This window comes from Thalassobaculum sp. (assembly GCF_040219215.1).
Lineage (GTDB): Bacteria > Pseudomonadota > Alphaproteobacteria > Thalassobaculales > Thalassobaculaceae > Thalassobaculum_A.
Genome location: NZ_JAVJSX010000019.1, coordinates 1 through 20787, shown reverse-complemented (window position 1 = coordinate 20787; position 20787 = coordinate 1). Strand labels below are relative to the sequence as shown.

The 20787-nt window shown below is 66.1% G+C and carries 23 protein-coding genes; 11 read left to right on the top strand and 12 right to left on the bottom strand.

The genetic code is table 11. From position 1 onward, the window contains the following. Nucleotides 1-3 precede the first annotated feature (3 nt). Nucleotides 4-1224, bottom strand: a complete 1221-nt coding sequence (gene chrA, locus RIC54_RS14245; RefSeq protein WP_350084850.1) for a chromate efflux transporter — start codon at nt 1222-1224, stop codon at nt 4-6. Between the two features lie 195 nt (nt 1225-1419). On the opposite strand from chrA, the gene RIC54_RS14240 reads away from it, so the two are divergent. After that, a complete protein-coding gene (locus RIC54_RS14240) occupies nt 1420-2220 on the top strand; it encodes an SDR family NAD(P)-dependent oxidoreductase (protein ID WP_350084849.1) in 801 nt (266 codons plus the stop codon). 3 nt (nt 2221-2223) lie between these two features. After that, the gene (locus tag RIC54_RS14235; RefSeq protein ID WP_350151128.1) at nt 2224-3330 is read left to right on the top strand and encodes a hypothetical protein; all 1107 of its coding nucleotides are present in this window, start codon (nt 2224-2226) and stop codon (nt 3328-3330) included. Between the two features lie 16 nt (nt 3331-3346). Here the strand turns inward: RIC54_RS14235 and RIC54_RS14230 are convergent, their stop codons facing one another. From RIC54_RS14230 to RIC54_RS14220, 3 genes are all read right to left on the bottom strand, one after another. After that, on the bottom strand, nt 3347-4450 hold the full coding sequence (locus RIC54_RS14230) for an AbrB family transcriptional regulator (protein WP_350084847.1): 1104 nt from the start codon (nt 4448-4450) through the stop codon (nt 3347-3349). After that, complete coding sequence (locus tag RIC54_RS14225; RefSeq protein ID WP_350084846.1) at nt 4443-5411, bottom strand: M14 family metallopeptidase; 969 nt, start codon at nt 5409-5411, stop codon at nt 4443-4445. The genes RIC54_RS14230 and RIC54_RS14225 overlap by 8 nt, the downstream gene beginning before the upstream one ends. Before the next feature lie 177 nt (nt 5412-5588). Then, a complete protein-coding gene (locus RIC54_RS14220) occupies nt 5589-5855 on the bottom strand; it encodes a LysR substrate-binding domain-containing protein (protein ID WP_350085038.1) in 267 nt (88 codons plus the stop codon). 102 nt (nt 5856-5957) lie between these two features. Between RIC54_RS14220 and RIC54_RS14215 the strand changes: the two genes are divergently transcribed. From RIC54_RS14215 to RIC54_RS14180, 8 genes are all read left to right on the top strand, one after another. Beyond that, nucleotides 5958-7571 carry an ABC transporter substrate-binding protein gene (locus tag RIC54_RS14215; RefSeq protein ID WP_350084845.1) on the top strand — a complete coding sequence of 538 codons (1614 nt, stop codon included), beginning with the start codon at nt 5958-5960 and terminating at the stop codon, nt 7569-7571. Nucleotides 7572-7673: 102 nt separating this feature from the next. After that, entirely contained in the window at nt 7674-8654 is a 981-nt protein-coding gene (locus tag RIC54_RS14210; RefSeq protein ID WP_350084844.1) for an ABC transporter permease, read from the top strand. Then, nucleotides 8651-9595, top strand: a complete 945-nt coding sequence (locus tag RIC54_RS14205; RefSeq protein ID WP_350084843.1) for an ABC transporter permease — start codon at nt 8651-8653, stop codon at nt 9593-9595. Before RIC54_RS14210 ends, RIC54_RS14205 begins: the two co-directional genes overlap by 4 nt. A gap of 7 nt (nt 9596-9602) precedes the next feature. Continuing rightward, nucleotides 9603-10604, top strand: coding sequence for an ABC transporter ATP-binding protein (locus RIC54_RS14200; protein ID WP_350084842.1), 1002 nt, complete (start codon nt 9603-9605; stop codon nt 10602-10604). Continuing rightward, nucleotides 10601-11641 (top strand): ABC transporter ATP-binding protein, encoded by a 1041-nt coding sequence (locus RIC54_RS14195; RefSeq protein WP_350084841.1) that lies wholly within the window; start codon nt 10601-10603, stop codon nt 11639-11641. The genes RIC54_RS14200 and RIC54_RS14195 overlap by 4 nt, the downstream gene beginning before the upstream one ends. A gap of 3 nt (nt 11642-11644) precedes the next feature. After that, nucleotides 11645-12511 (top strand): N-formylglutamate amidohydrolase, encoded by an 867-nt coding sequence (locus tag RIC54_RS14190; protein WP_350084840.1) that lies wholly within the window; start codon nt 11645-11647, stop codon nt 12509-12511. 92 nt (nt 12512-12603) lie between these two features. Then, nucleotides 12604-14052: an N-acyl-D-amino-acid deacylase family protein gene (locus RIC54_RS14185; protein ID WP_350084839.1), complete on the top strand. Its 1449-nt coding sequence runs from the start codon at nt 12604-12606 to the stop codon at nt 14050-14052. A gap of 85 nt (nt 14053-14137) precedes the next feature. Then, nucleotides 14138-14776, top strand: coding sequence for a DUF2459 domain-containing protein (locus RIC54_RS14180; protein WP_350084838.1), 639 nt, complete (start codon nt 14138-14140; stop codon nt 14774-14776). On the opposite strand, the gene RIC54_RS14175 is transcribed toward RIC54_RS14180, so the two are convergent. After that, nucleotides 14762-16159, bottom strand: a complete 1398-nt coding sequence (locus RIC54_RS14175) for an amidase (RefSeq protein WP_350084837.1) — start codon at nt 16157-16159, stop codon at nt 14762-14764. The two genes, RIC54_RS14180 and RIC54_RS14175, sit on opposite strands and share 15 nt — an antisense overlap. Nucleotides 16160-16192: 33 nt before the next feature. Further along, nucleotides 16193-16591, bottom strand: a complete 399-nt coding sequence (locus RIC54_RS14170) for a VOC family protein (RefSeq protein WP_350084836.1) — start codon at nt 16589-16591, stop codon at nt 16193-16195. A gap of 95 nt (nt 16592-16686) precedes the next feature. Here RIC54_RS14170 and RIC54_RS14165 point away from each other — a divergent pair, with 95 nt between their 5' ends. Beyond that, the gene (locus RIC54_RS14165) at nt 16687-17157 is read left to right on the top strand and encodes a hypothetical protein (RefSeq protein ID WP_350084835.1); all 471 of its coding nucleotides are present in this window, start codon (nt 16687-16689) and stop codon (nt 17155-17157) included. On the opposite strand, the gene RIC54_RS14160 is transcribed toward RIC54_RS14165, so the two are convergent. The 6 genes from RIC54_RS14160 to RIC54_RS14135 all read right to left on the bottom strand — a co-directional run. Further along, entirely contained in the window at nt 17158-17403 is a 246-nt protein-coding gene (locus tag RIC54_RS14160; RefSeq protein WP_350084834.1) for a hypothetical protein, read from the bottom strand. 72 nt (nt 17404-17475) lie between these two features. Beyond that, the gene (locus tag RIC54_RS14155) at nt 17476-17919 is read right to left on the bottom strand and encodes a YcgN family cysteine cluster protein (protein ID WP_350084833.1); all 444 of its coding nucleotides are present in this window, start codon (nt 17917-17919) and stop codon (nt 17476-17478) included. Continuing rightward, nucleotides 17916-18704 carry a class II aldolase/adducin family protein gene (locus RIC54_RS14150; protein ID WP_350084832.1) on the bottom strand — a complete coding sequence of 263 codons (789 nt, stop codon included), beginning with the start codon at nt 18702-18704 and terminating at the stop codon, nt 17916-17918. The genes RIC54_RS14155 and RIC54_RS14150 overlap by 4 nt, the downstream gene beginning before the upstream one ends. A 19-nt stretch (nt 18705-18723) precedes the next feature. Beyond that, nucleotides 18724-19575, bottom strand: coding sequence for an alpha/beta fold hydrolase (locus RIC54_RS14145; protein ID WP_350084831.1), 852 nt, complete (start codon nt 19573-19575; stop codon nt 18724-18726). A 2-nt stretch (nt 19576-19577) separates the two neighbouring features. Continuing rightward, on the bottom strand, nt 19578-19970 hold the full coding sequence (locus RIC54_RS14140; protein ID WP_350084830.1) for a hypothetical protein: 393 nt from the start codon (nt 19968-19970) through the stop codon (nt 19578-19580). Between the two features lie 204 nt (nt 19971-20174). Beyond that, nucleotides 20175-20787 (bottom strand): PhzF family phenazine biosynthesis protein (locus tag RIC54_RS14135; RefSeq protein ID WP_350151126.1); only part of this gene is annotated, 613 nt, incomplete at its 5' end.

Genomic DNA, 20787 nt, shown 5'->3' with positions numbered 1-20787 from the left:
ACATCAGAGACTGAGCAGCGCTCCGGCGAAGCCGAAGCCGAGCACCACCGCCCACGGCGGCGCCTTCCAGACTTCCAACAGCAGGTAAGCGACCAGCACCGCCGCTACGTCGCGTGGACCGGTGATCGCGGCGGTTGCGACCGGGTCGTACAGCACCGCGACCAACAGCCCGACCACGGCCGCGTTGACGCCGTCCAAGGCGGCGCGAGCCGGCATCCAGGACCGCAGCCGGTCCCAGAACGGCAGCGCGCCGAACAGCACCAGCGACGACGGCAGGAACACGGCGACGACGGCGAGGATTCCGCCAAGCACCCCGCCAGGCGTCGGTGCCGCCGCCCCGAGAAACGCCGCGAAAGTGAACAAGGGACCGGGTACGGCCTGGGCGAGACCGTAGCCGGCCAGGAAGGTATCGCGGTCGACCAGACCGGTTCGGACCGTGTCCGCCTCGAGCAGCGGCAGCACCACATGGCCGCCGCCGAACACCAGGGAGCCGGCGCGGAACGAGGCGTCGGCGATCCGCAGGGCTTCAGGGACCGGCACGAAGACCGGGGCTAGTAGCAGGCCGGCCAGGATCGCCAGCAGCGCGGCGCCCACGGGCATTGGCACGCGCATCGACAACGGTGCCGGATTGCGACGGTCGGGGACCGCGCCGTTGCGTCGCCCGATAACCAACCCGGCGACCGCGCCGAGACCTATGGCCCCAAGTTGCCCCGCCAGCCCATCGACGGATAGCGCCAGCGTGGCCGAGGCGACCAGGATGGTGGCGCGATGGGCATCGGCGGCGAGGCGTCCGGCCATCTGTTGAACAGCCTGCGCCACCACGGCGACGGCGACCAGCTTCAGGCCGTGTACTGCCGCGGCGACGGCCGGATCGTTGACACCGAAGGCAACCGCACCGAGCCCCGCCAGAATCATCAGCACCGCGGACGGCAGAGTGAACCCCAGCCACGCGGCGGCTCCTCCGAGAACTCCCGCACGGCGGGCACCAAGGCACAGGCCGACCTGCGATGACGCCGGCCCGGGCAGGAACTGACAGAGCGCCACCATGTCGGCGTAGACCGCGTCGTCGAGCCAGCGCCGACGCACGACGAACTCCGACCGGAAGTAGCCGATGTGTGCGACCGGCCCTCCGAAGGCCGTCAGGCCGAGCCGCAGGAAGGCCAGAAAGACCTCACCGACGGTTCCCCGCACCGGCTGCTCGCCGGTCTTGCCGCGTTTCGGCATCCTGCCCCTCCTTCGCCTGCCGGCTGTCGCCGTGCGGGCCGGTCGTCGGCACAGGGTGCCGGCGCGTGACGGTATCCTTTGGCGTCCCCGGAGTGAACGGACAAAGGAACTTGTATAGGGCGCTACAGGCAGTCATCGCGTTTCGGAGCGTGACAAGGCAATATGCCGCCGCGAATCAGCGCAGTGGAGAAGCGGATGGCCGGGCGACTGCAGGGCAAGGTGGCGGTTGTGACCGGGGCAGGGTCGATCGGTCCCGGATGGGGGAACGGCAAGGCGACGTCGGTGCTGTTCGCGCGCGAGGGTGCCAGGGTGGTGTGTGTCGACGTCAATCCGACGGCGGCCGAGGAAACCCGCTCGATCATCGCCGGCGAAGGGCACGAAGCGATTGCCGTGATCTGCGATGTCTCCCGAAAGGACCAGGTCGATGCCATGGTCCGCACAGCGGTCGAGGCGTTCGGCGGCATCGACATTCTCGACAACAACGTCGGGATCGTCCGGGTCGGCGGTCCGGTCGAGGTCGACGAGGCGGAGTGGGACCTGGTTGCGGACGTGAACCTGAAAAGCGCGTTCCTGGTCTGCAAAGCGGTGATCCCCGAGATGCTGAAGCGCGGTGGCGGCGCCATCGTCAACATCTCATCGATCGCCGGCATCCGGCACACCGGCGTCGACTACATCACCTATTCCACCACCAAGGGCGCGCTGATCCCGTTCAGCAGGGCGATCGCCCTGCAGTACGCCGGGCAGGGGATCCGATCGAACTGCATTCTGCCCGGCCTGATGAACACGCCGCTGATCTTTGCCGGCCTGCCCGATGCCTATGCCAAGGGTGATGCCGCAGAGATGATCCGACTGCGCGACGCACAGTGTCCGACCGGCAAGATGGGTGATGCGTGGGACGTCGCGCACGCGGCCTTGTTCCTGGCCTCGGATGAGGCCAAGTACGTGACCGCGACCGAACTGGTGGTCGACGGTGGGATCACTGCCAAATTTGCGTAACAATTGGGTGCGCCAATCGCGCCCGTGAACTTGCGGTATGCAACGGAGAGACGGTTTATGGCGTCGGTAATTCGGTGGATGGTGGGGACGTGGATGACGGCCGCCATCCTGGTGACGGGCTTTTCCGTACCCGCTTTTGCCAAGTTCGAAAGCGGACCATGGACGGGCAGCGCGTACGCCAGCAGCAGCGGCAAGTTCGAACGCTGCGTCATGACCTCCGAGCATCCCAACGGCATGCGGCTCGGGTTCGGGCGCTCCGTCGAAGGTGCGTTCGAGATCTGGCTGCTGAACAAAGCGTGGGAACTGCAGCCGAATACCGCGCAGCACGTGACGCTCTGGGTCGACGGTGGCGCCAAGCGAACCGGGGATTTTCAGGTCGTGTCGAAGGATGCGATGGCTGCCCAGTTCGGCGCCGACGGGGCGGCATTGGCCGAATCTCTTAAGCGCGGCAATGTGCTTCACATCACCACGGCGACCCAGGCGATCAACTTCAAGCTGACCGGAACCTTCAAGGCAATCGGCGAACTCGATCAATGCTGGACGCAGAGCGCATCGGGCGCGCCGGCGACCGCCAAGCCTGCCGCGCCCGCTGCCGGTGCGGCAAAGCCGGCCGGACCCGCCAAGCGGGTCAAGGGCATGGATCTGCTCGCCCTGTCGCCCCGGGACTTTGCCGGGCAGGTTGTGACCAGTGGGAAGCCCGGATTCTTCACCGTTCCGGAGGATCTGCCCGATGCGATGCGCAAGTGGAACGCGGCGCTGCTCTGGAATGTCGCCGATGGGCTGGGCCTTGCCACCGGTGTGGGGTCGAACCCCGACGCCGAGGCGTTGCGCGACAATCTGGTCCAGCAGAAGCAGCCGAAATGCAAAGGCGAAATGACGTCTTCGGCAGACACTCGGCCGCTTTCCGGCACCACCATCCAGGTCAAGCGGGTCGAGATTCGATGCTCCGATATCGGCGACGGCAAGGCGGTGACCGAAATCTTTGCCTTCTACCCGCACCTGTCCGGGCAACTTCTGGTGATCTCGCACGTCGCCAATGACCGCAAGGTCGCGGCGGGGGCAGACGCGGAGTTCGCCAAGCGCGTCGTCGCGATCCTGACGGCGAAGTAGGGGTGCTCGGCGCCCGCTAGACCCGCCGGGTGCGTCGCATGATCCGAAACGCCAACGGCGCCAGAATCACGATGAATCCGATGCGGAAGATGTGGTGGGTTGCGACAAACGCGACATCCCGGCCCAGGGCCAGGGCGACCAGGCTCATCTCCGCGAGCCCGCCCGGCGCGTAGGCCAGGACCAGCACGAACCACGGCACGTCGGTGATCTGTTCCAGGGCAAACCCGAATAGCACGCCGAGCACCAGAAGGATCACCGTCGATCCCACCGAGACGCCGACGACCTTTGCGATGTCGCGCACCGCAGTTCCGGCGAACCGGCAGCCGATGCCGGTGCCCATCACCACCTGGGCGATCGCGACCAGGAGGCTCGGCGGGGTCGCCTGGGTGACGCCGGCCACATGGATCCCCGCAGACAGAAGCATCGGGCCGATCAGGACGGCAGCCGGGATTCGCAGGCGCTTGGCAACGATTGCGCCGACCACGCCGCACCCGGCCAGGATGGCCCAGTCGAGCAGGGGCATGTCGATCGAACCACCGACCGGCAGCAGGCCGGCAGCCGGGGTGTAGTCGGTGAACAACTGGAACAGGAACGGCAACGTCATCACGACCAGCAGGATGCGCGCCGAGTGGGTCAGCGCGATGATCCGGTCGTCGCCGCCCATCTCGCGGCCGACGATCACCATCTCGTTCAATCCGCCGGGAGATGACGCGAAGTAGGACGTCACCGCGTCGTAGCCGGCAGCCTTCCGGAAGTACCAGGTGCACAGACCACCGGCCACGATGGCGTAGACCAGCAGCCCGGCGATGGTGATTGTCCACTCGCCGATCCTATCGATCAGCGATGGCTGGAATGCGCTGCCAAGCATGATCCCGAGAATCGCGATCATCACGGTCCGAAGCCGAAAATCGACGCGGATGTTGGCCCCGGCGACGGACGCGATGGTGGTTGCCACCATGGCTCCCATCATCCAGGGCAGCGGGAGCTTGGCCCACGCGAACAGCAGACCGCCGGCGGTTCCGAGCGCAAGGGCAAGTGCCATGGACCCCTTGGGGCGTCCGGCGGTCATGCGGTCGCCGCCGGCCTTCTCCGGCGGCTGCTGGTTGCCGGCGTCAGTCATCAACGAACCGGCCGAGGCGAACCGCGGTCTGTCCCACCGAAAGCCGGCGCGACGGCATGATCAGGATGCAGTCGTCGTACGGAGTGACGATCGTCTGGTCGCCATCGTGGGCGATGACGGTGCCGGCCCGCGGGACGCATTCCATGCCGACAAAGGGCTCGACGAACGCGAAGCCGTCGGTGCGAACCGTCACCGGTTGGGTAATCTGGATCACCTTCTGAGGTTCCGGCTCCGACCCGAGCCACGGCTCGACCGCCGCCCGGCCCACGGTTTCGGTTGCGAGCAGGAAGCGCAAGGTCGTCTCCATGGCGACAATCTCTGAGGATCGCGCCCAGTGCTGGCCACATTCCACCAGCAGGGCGGCCCGCGGGTCCGACGGATCCTGGAAGAACGAGTAGTCGCGCATGCGCGCGCCGGCAGCGTGCCCGGCATCGATCACGGTCGTGGCCGGGTAGCCGACCCGCCGGGCCAGATCGAGGCCCTTCTGGCAGGCTCCCGCCAGGATCAGCGGTTCGGTTGCGTTCTGCATCGAGTGAAGGTCGAGCAAGATATCGACGGTGTCGACCAACGGGCGGATGGCCCTGGCCCTGGCCAGTTCGACCGATGATCGCGAGCCGTTCAGCGTTGGCTGGTCCCAGATGCGGTTGAAGTCTTCGTCCACGAAGCGCGACAGGGTCGGATAGGCCGGGTCGAACGCGACATACGCCGCGACGTTGCAGAAGCCGAACGTGAGCCGGCCACGATCCGGCCGGATCTGTTCGCGTAGCAGTCGGTCGACAACCCGGGCGCCGCAGAGTTCGTTGCCATGGACGACCGCCGTCACCATGACGTGCGGGCCCGGCAGGTTGCTGTCAAAGCTCCAGAAGAACGGAACGTCGGTGTTGCCGTTCCGATAGGGCTCGATGTCCGGAGCCCGAAGCTCGACCGGCCAAGGGGTGAGGCGAGCGGAATCAGCGGTCATCGGCGGTATCCGTGTGCTCCTGGGGGACAGGTGTCGGGCGTTCGGGCTCGACGGGAGATGTGTCGGCTGAGATGTCGGTCAATCTGTGTGACAGGGCCGTTGAATGGTTGCCTAGGCTATGTGATGGCCGAGGCATTGGCCAGCGGCGAGGGCGATGTCCAGTGTGTTGCAGGGTGGTCAGATCCGGTCGAACCAGGCGTTGGACGGTGGTGTCTGGCGAAGGAACTCGACGAACCTGCGTGTCGACGGAGTGGGCGCCGTGCGGCTCGGAAGGACGATCGAGGTGAGATAGTCGATCGCCGGCTCGAGTGGCACGAACGCCAGATGCCGGGCCACCCGTTCGTATCGGATCACCGGAAACGGGTTCATGATGGCGATCCCCATCCCTGCCCGAACGAATGCGCAAGCCGGAGAGCGATCGGAAAGCGTGCCGGGATTGTCGATCTATCCTAAATCCGCCATGCTCGACATTCGATCCCGCGCCCGAATCTGGTCGTGACGGGTCGCAAAAAGACGACCAAACGGTTGGAACAGATGGAGGCAGGCATGACCATGATACGTCGGCTAGGGGCCGTCGCGATCGCGTTCAGCGCGTTCACCACTCCAGTATATGCGGAGGACATCACGATCGGTCTGGCGGCAGAACCGTCGTCCATGGATCCGTACTTTCACAACCTCGGGCCGAACAACGCCCTGATCGGGCACATGTTCGAACGACTGGTCGAGTTCGATGCCAATCAGCAGCTCATCCCGGGACTGGCAACCGAATGGAAGGCGGTCTCCGATACGGTGTGGGAGCTGAAGCTGCGCAAGGGCACGACCTTCCATGACGGCAGCGCGTTCACGGCAGACGATGTGATCTTCTCGTTCGAGCGCGCCGACCAGTATGAGGGCGGCAACTCGTCCTTCCGCACCTACACCAAGGGCAAGACCGTCACCAAGGTCGACGACCATACGGTCCGCATCGCGACCGAGGCGCCCTATCCGCTGATGCCGAACGATCTGACGACGGTGATGATCATGTCGTCGGAGGCCAAGGGTACCGGCGACCCGGCGAAGAACAAGGGCATCGAGGCGAAGGACTTCAACGACGGCACCGCTACAATCGGCACCGGGCCGTTCCGCTTCGTCGAGTGGAAGAAGGGCGAGCGCGTCACCCTGAAGAAGTTCGACGAGTACAACGGCGGGCTGAAGCAGCCGTTCGACGAAGTCACCTTCAAGTTCATCCCGGCACAGCCGGCGCGTGTCGCCGCGCTGATGGCCGGTGACGTCGACATGATCGACAACGTGCCGACGGTGGACATCGCGCGCCTCAAGAAGGATTCGTCGGTTGCGTTGTCCCAGGGTGTTTCGAACCGGGTGATCTATCTGCATCTGGACCAGTTCCGCGAGAAATCGCCGTTCGTCACCACGGTCGACGGCAAGCCGCTGGACAAGAATCCGTTGCTGGACCCCAAGGTCCGCAAGGCGTTGTCCCTGATGATCAACCGCCAGGCGATTGTCGATCGGGTGATGGAGGGTGTGGCAATCCCGGCCGGTCAGCTGTTGCCGGACGGGTTCTTCGGGCGGTCGCCGAACCTGACGGCCGATCCCTACGATCCCAAGGCGGCGAAGAAGCTGCTGGCGGAGGCTGGATGGGGCGACGGCTTCGGCTTGACGATCCATGGGCCGAACGACCGCTACATCAACGACGCCAAGATCTGCGAGGCGATCGGCCAGATGCTGACCGCCAACGGCATCCCGACCAAGGTCGAGACGATGACGAAGAACGTCTTCTTCTCACGGGCCTCTAAGGGTGGGCCGGACAAGTCGCCGGAGTTCAGCTTCATCCTGGTCGGTTGGGGCTCGGGTACCGGCGAGGCGTCGTCGCCGCTGAAGTCGCTGCTGGCGACCTTCGACCCGAAGAAGGGCTTCGGCGCATCCAACCGGGGGCGCCATTCCAACCCGAAGATGGACGAGGCGCTGGTCGCGGCTTTGGCAACGGTCGATGACAAGCGGCGCGGCGCGTTGCTGGCCGAAGCCACCGACATCGGCATCGGCGAGGACATGGGCATCATCCCGCTGCACTATCAGGTCAACACCTGGGCGACCCGTAAGGGCCTTGCCTACAATGCGCGTACCGACGAGCGGACAGTCGTGTACGACGTCTATAAGAAGTAAGCGGTCGGCGCGGAGCCGACAGTCGTTCGGTTCCGCGCCGCCACTTCCGTTTGCGTCCGTACTGACCGGGCGTGACCGCGATTCCGGCCGGAGGCTACGGAATTGAGCGTATTCATCATCCGGCGGCTGATGCAGGCGATGCTGGTCGTGCTGGTCATGTCGTTTCTGGTGTTTGCCGGCGTCTACGTGGTCGGCGATCCCACGCAGATCCTGGTGGCCGACGACGCTGATCAGGCAGAGCGGGCCCGCGTAATCGCGGAGCTTGGCCTCGACCAACCGTTCCACGTGCAATACCTGCAGTTCCTGGGCGGCGCGCTGTCCGGCAATCTGGGTGAATCGTTCCGGTTCAACGAGCCGGCGCTTCAACTGATCCTCGAACGGCTTCCGGCCACGTTGGAACTGGCGTTCGTGGCGTTGGCGATCGCCGTGTTCTTCGGCATCCCGCTCGGAACCTGGGCAGGGTTGCGGCCGGAGTCACCGGTTGCCAAGACCATCATGACCGGCTCGATCCTCGGGTTCAGCCTGCCGACGTTCTGGGTTGGGATCATGATGATCCTGCTGTTCGCCGTCATTCTCGGCTGGCTGCCGTCGACCGGACGGTCTGATGAAATCACCTACGTGCTGGGCTTCCCGACGACCCTGTTCAGCCTGGATGGCTGGGCGCACATCCTGATGCCGGCGGTCAATCTGGCGCTGTTCAAGCTGTCGCTGGTGATCCGGTTGTCGCGGGCCGGCGCGCGCGAGGTTGTGCACCAGGACTACATCAAGTTCGCCCGCGCCAAGGGGCTGTCCGAGAGCCGGGTGATCCTGGTCCACGTCATGAAGAACATCCTGATCCCGGTGGTGACCGTCCTGGGGCTGGAGTTCGGCGGTCTGGTGGCGTTCTCGGTGGTGACCGAGACGGTGTTCGCCTGGCCGGGGATCGGCAAGTTGCTGATCGAGTCGATCAGTTTCCTCGACCGGCCGGTGATCGTCGCCTACCTGATGATCATCGTCCTGATCTTCGTCTTCCTGAATTTGATCGTGGACATCGCCTACTCGATTCTCGATCCCCGGGTCCGTCTGCAGGATATGAAGTCATGACCGCGCTTCAGGACGACCCGACCCTTCCGAACCGCGCGCCGGCAGCAGCCGCGTCCGCGGATTCTGGTGTCGAGACGCCGTTTCGCCGGTTCGTCTCGGACTACCGGGAGAGTTCTGTTGCGGTCGTCGGCACGCTGGTGGTGGCGCTGATCGCGTTGATCGCCCTGCTGGGACCGCTGATCGCCCCGACCGACCCCTATGACCTTGCGACGGTCAGCATCATGGACAGCCGGCTGGCACCCGGCGAGGCGATGATGGACGGCCGGCCGGCCTGGCTCGGCACTGACGGTCTCGGCCGCGACATGCTGAGCGCGATGATATACGGCCTGCGGATCAGCCTGGGTGTCGGGATCGGCAGTGGCGCGATCGCCATGCTGATCGGCTGTAGCCTGGGGCTGGCCGCCGCCTACTACGGCGGGCGGGTCGACACCCTGATCATGCGGGTGGTGGATATCCAGCTGTCGTTCCCGGCGATCCTGGTGGCGCTGATCCTGCTGGCGGTGCTGGGCAAGGGGATCGACAAGATCATCGTCGCGCTGGTCGCGGTCCAATGGGCGTACTACGCTCGCACGATCCGCGGTTCGGCCTTGGTGGAGCGACGCAAGGAGTACGTGGAAGCGGCGGCGAGCCTGAGCCTTGGTGACCGGCGCGTGCTGTTCAGGCACCTGCTGCCGAACTGTCTGGCGCCCATCATCGTGGTCGGCACGGTCCAGACCGCGCATGCGATCTCGCTGGAGGCGACGCTGTCGTTCCTCGGCCTGGGCCTGCCACAGACCGAGCCGTCCCTGGGCCTGCTGATCTCCAACGGTTTCGAATACATCATGAGCGGGTCGTACTGGATCAGTACGTTTCCGGGCATCGCCCTGTTGGTCACCATCGTCAGCATCAATCTGGTCGGCGACCGGTTGCGCGACGTGCTGAACCCGCGTCTGCAGAGGTAGAAGGCCGATGGCGAGCGACACGACACCGACGCTCGAGGTTCGCAATCTGCGAACCCACTTCTTCACCAAGGCCGGGGTCGTCAAGGCGGTGGACGACGTGTCGTTCGCCGTGCAGCCGGGGAAGGTCATGGGGCTGGTCGGGGAGTCCGGGTCCGGCAAGACCGTGACCGGGTTCTCGATCCTGGGACTGGTCGACGCGCCGGGCCGCGTGGTTGCCGGCGAGATCCTGTACAAGGGCGAGAACATCGCCTCGGCGACCGAGGACCGGATGCGCCGGCTGCGCGGCCGGGAGATCGCGATGATCTTCCAGGACCCAATGATGACCCTCAATCCGGTGCTGCGGGTCGACACCCAGATGGTGGAAGCGATCCAGGCCCATCACAGCGTCAGCCACCAGGAGGCGTGGCAGCGGTCCCGTGACGCGCTTGGCCGGGTTGGCATACCGTCGCCGGAGGAGCGGCTGCGGGCCTATCCGCACCAGTTCTCCGGCGGAATGCGCCAGCGGGTGGCGATTGCGATCGCGATGCTGAACCGGCCGGACCTGATCGTGGCGGACGAACCGACCACCGCACTCGACGTCACCATCCAGGGCCAGATCCTCTACGAGGTCCAGAAGCTGTGCGAGGAGACCGGCACCGCGCTGATCTGGATCACCCACGACCTGTCGGTGGTGGCGGGGTTGGCCGACGAGATCTGCGTCATGTACGCCGGCCGGGTGGTCGAGCATGGCACCGTCGACGAGGTCCTGGATCGCCCCGCGCATCCCTACACGCGCGGTCTGATCGGATCGGTTCCGAGCCGCAACCGGCGTGGCCAACCGCTCACCCAGATTCCGGGGATGACGCCGTCGCTGCTGAATCTGGAACCTGGATGCCCGTTCAAGACCCGCTGCCCTGATGCCGATGCCGCGTGTGACGTCGAACCGGCGATCACCCATCCGGCCGTGGGCCGGGACGTACGCTGCCACCACCCCGCGACGGCCGATGCGAAGCTGCAGGTGACCGCATGAGCGCGGCAGTGAAGCAGACGGTGGGTCCGGGAACCGACCCGGCTGTGCCGATCCTGGAGTTGCGGCACGTCTCCAAGCGGTTCGTGAAGCGGCTCGACCTGGCAGCGAAGATCGCCAATCTGGTCGGTGCCTCGCTGCGCGACGAAATCGTGCAGGCGGTCGACGACGTGTCGTTGACGGTCGCCGATGGCGAGGTTGTCGGGTTGGTCGGCGAGTCGGGTTGCGGGAAGTCGACGCTGGGCCGGGTGGTGGCTGGCGTCCATCCGGCGACCACCGGCACGGTGCATTTCCGCGACCGCGAAGTGACGTCGCTGCGTGGCCCCGAGGCTCGCGACGCGGCCTTGAAGATCCAGATGATCTTCCAGGACCCGATGAGTTCGCTGAACCCGCGCATGCGGGTCAAGGACATCGTCGGCGAGGCTGCCGTCGTCCATGGGCTGGTCGATGCCAAGGGGGTCGACGACTACGTGGCCCAGACCCTGATGCGGGTCGGGCTCGACCCGGTCTACATGCGCCGCTATCCGCACCAATTCTCCGGCGGCCAGCGCCAGCGCATCGGCATCGCACGTGCTCTGGCGGTACAGCCGGACTTCCTGGTGTGCGACGAGTCGGTGGCAGCCCTGGACGTGTCGATCCAGGCCCAGGTGCTGAACCTGTTCATGAAGCTCCGCGAGGAGCTGAACCTGACCTACCTGTTCATCAGCCACGATCTCGGTGTGGTCGAGCACCTGTCCGACCGGGTCGTCATCATGTATCTCGGCCGGGTGGTCGAGACCGCGCCGACGGAGGCGCTGTTCGACGCACCCAACCACCCCTACACCCAGGCGCTGCTTGCCGAGATCCCGCGGCTGGACAGCCGTAAGCGGCGGTTCGTGCCGGTCAAGGGCGAGATCCCGTCGCCGCTCGACCCGCCGACCGGTTGCCACTTCCACCCGCGCTGCCCGCACGCCACCGCGCGCTGCGTGGCCGAGCAGCCGGCTCTGCGGGAGATTGCGCCCGGCCGCTGGTCGGCCTGCCATCTGAACGACGCGGGCTAGGCCGTGCATCAGGCGGATGTAGTCATTCCCGGCGTCCTGTATCGCCGCGACCCGGTCGCCGAGATGCTGCCGCTGGTGATCGACAGCCCGCACAACGGCACCGACTGGCCGGCCGACTTCGATCATCAGGTGACGCTGGCGGAGTTGATGACCTCGGTCGACGCCTATGTCGACGAACTGTTCGCGCACGCACCGGGGGTTGGCGGCACCTTGCTGGCTGCTCTGTTCCCGCGCGCCTACGTTGACGCCAACCGCGCCGAGGACGACCTGGACGCCAAACTGCTGGATGGTGACTGGCCGCACGCGCTTAATCCGACCCGCAAGACCGAGTTCGGCATGGGGGTTATCCGTCGGCTGATCCTGAAGGGACGGCCGCTGTACGGACAGGCCCTGCCGGTCGAGCAGGTGCTGCACCGGCTGCAGACCTATCACAGGCCATACCACTCGGCCTTGGCGTCGGCGATCGACCGGGCTCATGCCCGCCACGGGGTGGTTTTCCACATCAATGCCCATTCGATGAAGCCGGTCGGCAACTCGATGAACGACGACCACGGGCGGGCCCGGCCGGACATGGTGCTGAGCGACCGGGAGGGTGCCACCTGTTGCCCGGCATTCATCGGTCATACCGCCGAGATCCTGCGCGGTCTTGGGTACCGCGTGGCGATCAACGATCCCTACAAGGGGGCAGAGATCGTGCAGCGGCATTCCGATCCCGCCGCCGGACGCCACTCGCTGCAGATCGAGATCAACCGCGCGCTCTACCTGGATCCCGAAACGTTCGAGCGCTTGGACGATTTCGGGTTGCTCAAGGACAATGTGGATAGGCTCGTGGTTGAACTGGCCGACTGGATACGGCATCGGATCGACTGATCCAGGCCGTTTGCTGCTCCAGGGAGTGTACCGAAGACTTGACACCCGGCGGTCCACGCGGTGCGATCGTGGTCCCACCTTGGAGGCTTCCCATGACCGCGCTTGAGCGCTGCGACCTGCTGCTGACCGGCGGTACCGTGATCGATGGAACCGGCGCCCCGCGGCGGCGTGCCGATGTTGCGATTGTCGACGACCGGATTGCCGCCGTCGGCGATCTGGCCGGAACTTCGGCCGGCCGTACCGTCGACGCGACCGGCAAGATCATCGCGCCGGGCTTCGTCGATGTGCATACCCATGACGACCGGGCGCTGCTGTCGAAACCGACCATGGACATGAAGGTCAGCCAGGGGGTTACCAGCGTGGTGGTCGGCAACTGCGGCATCTCGCTGGCGCCGCTGGTGCTGGACCGCCGTCCGCCGCCGCCGCTCGACCTGCTGGGCGACGAGGAGTGGTGGAAGTTCGCCACCTTCGATGCGTTCCTGAACGCGGTCGATGACGAGCCGGCCTCGCTGAACGCCGCGTTCCTGGTTGGCCATTCGACCCTGCGGGTCGGCGCCATGGAGAAGCTGGACCGCGCCGCCGATGCCAGCGAGGTGAAGGCCATGCGAGGCGCGCTCGAGGCGTCGATGGCGGCCGGTGCGGTCGGCCTGTCCACCGGCCTGTTCTACGCGCCATCTGCCAAGGCGCCGACCGAAGAAGTGATCGAACTGGCCAAGGGCGTGAAGGCCTATGGCGGGCGCTACGTCACGCACATGCGCGACGAAGGCAACGATGTTCTGAAGAGCTTGGAGGAAACCTTCCTGATCGGACGCGAGGCCGGGGTGCCGGTCGTGGTCTCCCACCACAAGGTGCACGGCAAGGGCAATTTCGGACGCTCCAAGGAGACGTTGGAACTGTTCGAGCGCTACCGCCACACCCAGAAGATCGGTCTCGACGTCTATCCGTATCACGCGTCATCGACAGTGCTGAAGCATGACTCGATTGTTCACGCCAACCGGGTGCTGGTGACCTGGTCGAAGGCGCATCCCGAGGCGTCGGGACGTGATCTGGCCGACATCGCCGCCGAGTGGGGCTGCAGCATTCACGAGGCGGCCGACCGTCTGCAGCCGGCCGGAGCCATCTATTTCGCAATGGACGAGGACGATGTCCGGCGCATTCTGTCGTACCCGCACGCCATGTTCGGATCGGACGGCCTGCCGCACGACGAGTTCCCGCACCCGCGGCTGTGGGGCACGTTCCCGCGCATCCTCGGCCATTACGCCCGCGATGTCGGACTGTTCACGCTGGAGGAGGGCGTGCGCCGCATGACCTCGCTGTCGGCGGCGGAGTTCGGCTTGAAGGATCGCGGCGAAATCGCCACCGGCAAGTTCGCCGACCTGTGCGTCTTCGATGCGGCGACCATCGTCGACTCCAACAGCTTCGAGGATCCGATGAAGCCCGCGGCCGGCATCGACACGGTGGTCGTCAACGGCCGGGTCGTTTGGACGGGGGGCCGCAGCACCGGCGACCGACCGGGACGGGCGCTGCGCCGCGGCGGCTGAAGGCGTCGCTTTTCGGCCGTCTTTCACCGCTCCCGCTGCCGCAATCCCCGGCTATCGACCCTCTGAACGACCAGGGGAGGGTTGGATGCGTGTCGTGTTGATCGCGCTCATTGCCGTGGTGCTGTCCGGACCGGCGATGGCACAGATGCGCGAGGTGCTGGCCGTCAACATCGGCTGGCATGTCGGCCTCGCGTTTTCTGCGGGTGATCTCGATACCGCGGTGTTTCCGGAGGTTGCCGATTTTCCCGACGCGCGCTGGATTGAAATCGGCTGGGGGGACGCGGCGTTCTACCAGGATCCGGACCCGGACCTGAATACCATCCTGGAAGCGGCGCTGGTGCCGACACCGGCCGTGCTGCACCTGGTGGCCATGCCGGCGCACCCGGCCCGCTATCTGCCGGGTGCTGAGGTGCTGGCGATCCCGCTTGGCGCCGAGCCGTTCACGCGGCTGGTCACCCGCATATCCAGCTCCATGCGGCGCGAGGAGCGGACGCGTGCAGAGGCGATTGCTCCCGGCCTGTATCCCGACAGTCGGTTCTATCCCGCGACCGGGCGATTCCACCTGGGCCGAACCTGCAATACCTGGGTCGCTGAGACGCTGGCCGAGGCCGGCGTCCCGATCGATCCGGATGGAGTGGTCACCGCCGACACGCTGATGAAACGGCTTCGGGCGGGACTCGCCGGCGGTATGGTCACACCGCCTGCCGGGTCAGACCTTCGGTAGTTCCACCGGCCGCACGGTCTCGTACGCTGCGGAGGCGGTCAGCACCTTGTCGTCCCGGCCCTTGGTGGCGACGATCTGCAGCCCGGCTGGCAGGCCCTCGCTGGTCCGACCGCACGGGATCGATGCTGCCGGCTGCTGGGTCAGGTTGAACGGGTAGGAGAATGGCGTCCACTCGGTCCAGCGGGTCAGCCCGGATCCCGGCGGCACCTCGTGTCCAGCCTCGAACGCCGGGATCGGCAGCGTCGGGGTCAGCAGCACGTCGTAGGTCTCATGAAACAGGCTCATGGCCGTGCCCATGGCCTCGCGCTCCTTCACCGCCGCCAGGTACTCCAGCAGGGTGAACGCCGCACCCTCGGCGGCGATCTGCTGCAGGCCGGGGTCGATCAGTGCCTTCTGCTCGGCGGTGAAGGCGGTGAACAGGTTGGCGGCCCCGGTGAACCAGTGCTTGCGGAATGTTTCGTGGCTGTCGGGGATCGGCGGATCGACCTCCTCGACAGTGGCGCCCAGTTCGACGAACGCCTGCGCCGCCGTCTTGACCATCGCCGCGATTTCAGGGTGGACATCGGCGTTGCCGAGCACGGGACAGTAGGCGATCCGCCAACCCTTGACCGACGCGGTGACGGCGCGGCGCGGATCGCTTCCGTCGTCCGGCAGGGCGTACCAGTCGCGGGCGTCCGGTTCACCCATCACCGCCAGCATCAGGGCGGAGTCGGCGACCGTGCGGGTCAACGGGCCGATATGGGCAACCGTGCCGAACGGCGACAGCGGGTAGGCCGGGACCTTGCCGAAGGTCGGCTTGATCCCATAGACCCCAGTGTAGCCGGCCGGCATACGGATCGACCCACCGCCGTCGGAGCCCTGGTGCAGCGCACCCATCCCGGTCGCCGCCGCCACCGCAGCGCCCCCGGAACTACCGCCGGGAGTCTTGGACGGATCCCACGGGTTGCGGGTGATCCCGGTCAGCGCGTTGTCAGTCACGCCCTTCCAGCCGAACTCCGGCGTGGTGGTCTTGCCGAGGAACACCGCGCCATGCTCGCGCAGTCGGGCGACGAACGGCGCGTCGATCTCCCAGGGACCCTTGGGGTCAACGGCCTTGGAGCCACGCATGGTCGGCCAACCCTTGGTGGGGGACAGGTCCTTGATCGAGGTCGGAACCCCATCGACCAAACCTTTAGGCGACCGCTTGGCCCAACGTGCCTCGGACTCGCGGGCGGCCGCGAGCGCGCCCTCGGCGTCGATCAGGCAGAACGCGTTCAGCTTACCGTTCAGCGCCTCGATCCGGGCCAGCGCCGCCCGGGTCGCCTCCACCGGCGAGACGGTTCCGGTGGCGTAGCCGCGCAGCAGTTCGGTGGCGGACCAGAAGGCGAGATCGGTCTTCGGCATGAAACGATCCTTTGGCGGCGGTTTGGTTGGAGTTCAGGAAGCGGTCAGGGGAGCTGGCCAGTCGGCGTTGCGGAACGCCTGGATCTCGAACCGGTAGCTTTCGATCCCTCGGAAGAAGCAGGAGTAGACGTTGAAACGCTCCGACAGCGCCGGCGGAGCCTCGAACTGGACGCCGCGCGCCTTCAGGGTCTCGTACATGCCGTCGACGTCCGGTGTGACGAAGCTGTAGGTGACGCCGGGTTCCGCCGGCGGCTCGCGATTGACGCACACGCCCAGGAAGGCGTTCGGAGCGACCGCGTAGATGTGGCACAGGTCGTTCTGATTGAGCGCGAGTTGCAGCCCGACCTTGTCGCGCAGGAATGCGGACGAGGCTGCCAGATCGCGGGTGTAGATGAAGGTGACCTGCTGGGTGATCGTCGGTTGCGATGTCACGAATGCTTCCTATCTGCTCATGCAAGGCAGCTTAGGAAGTCAGCGCCCGGCGTGTCGAGACTTACCGAGCCGAACGACGTCAGTTGATGTCGAGCATGGGGATCAGCATCGAGCATTCCGGGATCCAGCGTGGCGAACTGCGTGACATCCTGCTTTTGTGGGAGGAAGCTCGCGCCGACAAGCGCCGCCCTCCACCGGTCGAGCGGTTTGCGCCCACCGAACTCACGCCGTTTCTGTCCCACATGATCTTCGCGGAGGTCGAGCCCGGGATGTCGCGCATCCGCTACCGGGCGGTCGGCGTCGAGTTGTCGCGGATCTACGGCGAGGATCTCGCGGGCCGCTACCTGGACGAGATGCCGCGGCTGTTCCGGACCTTCGCCGAACCGGCCTACCGGGAGGTGCTCGACAGGCGCGATGCGACCTATGGGTCGTTCCGGTTCGTCGAGAACTGGTGGATCGCGACCTACGAGCGGCTGATGCTGCCGCTGGTCGACGCCGAAGGGCAGATCGTGGAAATCGCAGTCGCCATGTTCCCGCGCATCACCAAGCGCGGGGCCGAGCCTTGATCAGTTCAGCTTGATCTCGCCGACCGGCCGGTCCGGCTGGTCAGGGGCCGGCTCCTCGATTCGCGGCGCGCCGGGCGTGCGAAGACCGCCGGTCACAGGCGTGCACTGATCCGAGAACATCTGCTGGACCAGACTTTCCTTGCACTGTGCCCACGGTCGGTCGATGCCGCCCGATTGTTCCTGGTAGACCATGGCGATCGTCATGACGCCGATCAGGGCCGCCAGAATCCACATGCCTCGACTCATCGTCACGCGCTCCGTCGTTGTGCACGGTGCATATGGGGGTTCGATGCCGCGATCAACACCGCCGGGCTCCGTTCACGCAGACCAATCGACCACGTGTTCCGGCAACTCGGCGTCCTCGACCAGGGTCTCGGAGATCACCCGGCCGCGCACCGAGATGCCGGCCTGATGCACCGTGTTGGGGTCGCCCGACACCAGCGGGTGCCACCAGGCCAGGTCCTTGCCTTCGCGGACCAGTCGATAGGCGCAGGTTGAGGGCATCCAGGACAGGTCGGCGACCAGTGCCGGACTCAGCACCACGCAGTCCGGCACCCGCTTCTTGCGGCGCGCATAGTCGGTGCAGCGGCAGGTGGCACCGTCCAGCAGCTTGCAGGAGACATCGGTATAGGCGATCTCGTCGGTATCCGGGTCCTGGAGCTTGACCAGACAGCACTTGCCGCAGCCGTCGCACAGGCTTTCCCACTCGTCGCGGGTCATTTCCCCCAGCGTCTTGCGCTTCCAGAACGGCGCGTCACTCACTCACGGTAGCTCGGATCGATGCGGTCGAGCTTGCGTAGCAGTGCTGCGAACTCCAGTTCGCCGTAGCCGTCCTCGATCGCCGCGAACGCGTTCACGTCTTCGCCGGACTTCTTGGCGACGTTGCCGCCCATGACGTTCAGCGTACCGGCCGAGCCGGCGTCGATCTGCACCTGGGCGGCCCGCTCCATACGGTAGAGCCACAGGAACGCCTCGGCCACCGTGCGGCCGGTGGTCAGCAGGCCGTGGTTGCGCAGGATCATCGCATGGTTCTCACCCAGGCTCTCGACGATCCGGTCGCGCTCTTCCAGGTACAGACTGACGCCTTCGTAGTCGTGGTAGCTGATCCGGTCGACGAAGGCAGTCGATCCCATGGAAATCGGCAGGATGCCTTCCTTGACCGCGGCGATCGCCATGCCGGCACGCGAGTGGGTGTGCATCACCACCTTGTGGCGGTCGCTGTGCGCCATGTGGACGGCGGAGTGGATCACGAACCCGGCCTTGCTGATCGGGTAGGGGTTGTCGGCGTCGATCTTGTTGCCGTCGACGTCGATCTTCACCAGGTTCGAGGCGGTGACCTCGTCGTAGGACAGGCCGTAGGGGTTGATCAGGAAGTGGTTGTCCGGCCCCGGCACCTTGGCGGTCAGGTGGCCGTAGATCAACTCGCACCAACCGAAATGATCGACCAGCCGGTAGGCCGCGGCCAGCTTGACCCGCTGGTCCCATTCGGCGTCGGAGCAGGTGGCCGGGCGCGATAACTGGAAACTTTTCGGGCTCTGGACGTTCATGGCGGATCTCCCTTTTCTCTCAACCGGCGCTGCGGATGGCGTCGAGCACGGGCAGGATATACTCACGGAACTTGGCCGGGTTCTCGCTCATCGGGAAATGGCCCTGTTCCTTCATGATGACAGCTTCGGCGCCGGGGATCGCGGCTGCGGTGCGTTCGGTGTCCTCCGGCGTGCAGGAGTAGTCGTATTCACCGGTCAGAAGGTAGATCGGGCACTTCGTGGTGTCGATGAGCGCGGTGCGGTCGCGGAAATCGGAATCCTCTCGGTAGAAATACAGATCGCCCTTGAACACCCCGGGACCGCTCTGCATGTAGCCCCACAGCGTCTCCCAGCGGTACTCGTCGGGCGACTGCGGGGCCACCAGCCCCGACACCATCGCGGCGCAGATCTCGCCGCCATGCACGTCCGGCCGGTTCAGCCAGGTGGTGTCGTACCAGGAGATCTGGTGATCGGCGCACTCGACCCCGATCAGCGCGCGAAACCGCTCGGCATGATGGGCTGCGAGGTGCAGGACGATCCGTCCGCCCATCGAACAGCCGATCAGCGCCGGTTGCTCCAGTTCCAGCGCGTCGGCGACCGCCAGGATGGCGTCGGTGTAGCGCGCGGTGGTGAGCTGGTAGTCCTCGTCGTGGAATCCGACCGGCGGGGTCGATTTGCCGTGCCAGGGCAGGTCGAACGCGATCACCCGGAAATGCTCGGTGATCGCCGGGTCGGTCATCAGGTGGCGGTACTGCCGGCTGTCGGCGCCGGCGGTGTGCAGGCATATCAGTGGGATGCCCTGGCCGGCTTCCTCGATGTACACCCGGCATGGCCGGTCGAACATCGTAAGGGTGGCGTAGCGCCCGACGATTGGCTCGAACTGGATGCCCATGATCAGCGCGCTCCCACGGTGCCGCGCGGCGAGGCCAGCACTTCCTTGATGTAGCGCAAGTTGGCCATCAGCGGCTGCAGGTCGCCCTCCAGCCGGGCCACGCCAAGCCGCCCCATGGCGATGACGTCGTGATAGCCCGGCGCCGGCACGGGCTCCCAGAAACGCAGCCAGGCATCAGCTTCGGCACGGATCGCAAACCGCCACGCCCGCATCCGGAACGGGCCTTTCTCGACCGCCGCGATCCTGCCCTCATGAACTTTCACATGAACCGGCACGCCATCGGCCTCGACCAGGAACTCGCCGGAGAAGAACCGGCCGCGCCGCACCAGTGGCTCCTGTCGGTTCACCAGCTCCGGCAACCGCGCCAGTACGGCGGCGACTTGGTCTGCGCTCACGGTACTCTCCTGCAGCGTCTCTCGTCAGCCGGGACGATACGGCAGGGCAGTGGCTGGGTGAAGGGGTGTATACAATCCTCGGCGGCGCGGTGCGTCGCGACCGGCCGATGGCCGACACTCTGCATGGCGGGATGAGGTTCGGTTCAGGTTCTCCCCCTGCTTTGGCCTGACCGTATTTGCAGTCCGCTGTCGCGCGGGACTGTCTCAGAGGTCGATCGTCATTTCCCGCAGCCGCGTGCCGTACCCTCCGACCATCAGCCCGTCGATCCGGCCGTGGGAAAGTGAAAGGGCGACATCGAGCCGGCTCGGGGACGCCGGTGTCATGTACACCCCCTGCTCGATGGTGAACCGGCTACGCCGCAGGCCGAACCGGTCGTGCAGCAGGCACGCCAGCGGCCCGGCGGCCATTCCGGTCGCCGATTCCTCGTCGATCGCGTAGCGGGGGGCGAACATGCGCGCGGTTGCGTCCATGTCCGTCGCCTTGGCGTCGGTCGTGAAGACGTAGTAGCCGATCAGGTCAAGGCGATCGCTGACTGCGGCGACCCGCTCCAATGCTGGGCGTATCGCCGCCAAGACCGTTCCGGTTCGCACCGCCACCAGCAGAAAGCCGTTTCCGGTGTCGACCCGAACTGGCGGCGTGCGCGGGTCGAGTTCGTCGGTGTTCAGGCCGAGCGAGGCCAGGACATCGTCCGCCCCGACTCCCACGCCGGACCAGTCCTGCGGATCGCGGTAGGCGGGCGCCAGTTGCTCATGTAGGCGGCACCCTCCCGGATCAGGATCCGCCGGGTCCCATCGACCGTTTCCTTCGACGTCTCGC

Excerpts from the sequence above, each read along its gene's own strand:
- chrA (WP_350084850.1), bottom strand. The coding sequence starts at position 1,224 with ATGCCGAAACGCGGCAAGACCGGCGAGCAGCCGGTGCGGGGAACCGTC.
- RIC54_RS14240 (WP_350084849.1), top strand. The coding sequence starts at position 1,420 with ATGGCCGGGCGACTGCAGGGCAAGGTGGCGGTTGTGACCGGGGCAGGG.
- RIC54_RS14230 (WP_350084847.1), bottom strand. The coding sequence starts at position 4,450 with ATGACTGACGCCGGCAACCAGCAGCCGCCGGAGAAGGCCGGCGGCGAC.
- RIC54_RS14225 (WP_350084846.1), bottom strand. The coding sequence starts at position 5,411 with ATGACCGCTGATTCCGCTCGCCTCACCCCTTGGCCGGTCGAGCTTCGG.
- RIC54_RS14215 (WP_350084845.1), top strand. The coding sequence starts at position 5,958 with ATGACCATGATACGTCGGCTAGGGGCCGTCGCGATCGCGTTCAGCGCG.
- RIC54_RS14205 (WP_350084843.1), top strand. The coding sequence starts at position 8,651 with ATGACCGCGCTTCAGGACGACCCGACCCTTCCGAACCGCGCGCCGGCA.
- RIC54_RS14200 (WP_350084842.1), top strand. The coding sequence starts at position 9,603 with ATGGCGAGCGACACGACACCGACGCTCGAGGTTCGCAATCTGCGAACC.
- RIC54_RS14195 (WP_350084841.1), top strand. The coding sequence starts at position 10,601 with ATGAGCGCGGCAGTGAAGCAGACGGTGGGTCCGGGAACCGACCCGGCT.
- RIC54_RS14185 (WP_350084839.1), top strand. The coding sequence starts at position 12,604 with ATGACCGCGCTTGAGCGCTGCGACCTGCTGCTGACCGGCGGTACCGTG.
- RIC54_RS14180 (WP_350084838.1), top strand. The coding sequence starts at position 14,138 with ATGCGTGTCGTGTTGATCGCGCTCATTGCCGTGGTGCTGTCCGGACCG.
- RIC54_RS14175 (WP_350084837.1), bottom strand. The coding sequence starts at position 16,159 with ATGCCGAAGACCGATCTCGCCTTCTGGTCCGCCACCGAACTGCTGCGC.
- RIC54_RS14165 (WP_350084835.1), top strand. The coding sequence starts at position 16,687 with ATGGGGATCAGCATCGAGCATTCCGGGATCCAGCGTGGCGAACTGCGT.
- RIC54_RS14160 (WP_350084834.1), bottom strand. The coding sequence starts at position 17,403 with ATGAGTCGAGGCATGTGGATTCTGGCGGCCCTGATCGGCGTCATGACG.
- RIC54_RS14150 (WP_350084832.1), bottom strand. The coding sequence starts at position 18,704 with ATGAACGTCCAGAGCCCGAAAAGTTTCCAGTTATCGCGCCCGGCCACC.
- RIC54_RS14145 (WP_350084831.1), bottom strand. The coding sequence starts at position 19,575 with ATGGGCATCCAGTTCGAGCCAATCGTCGGGCGCTACGCCACCCTTACG.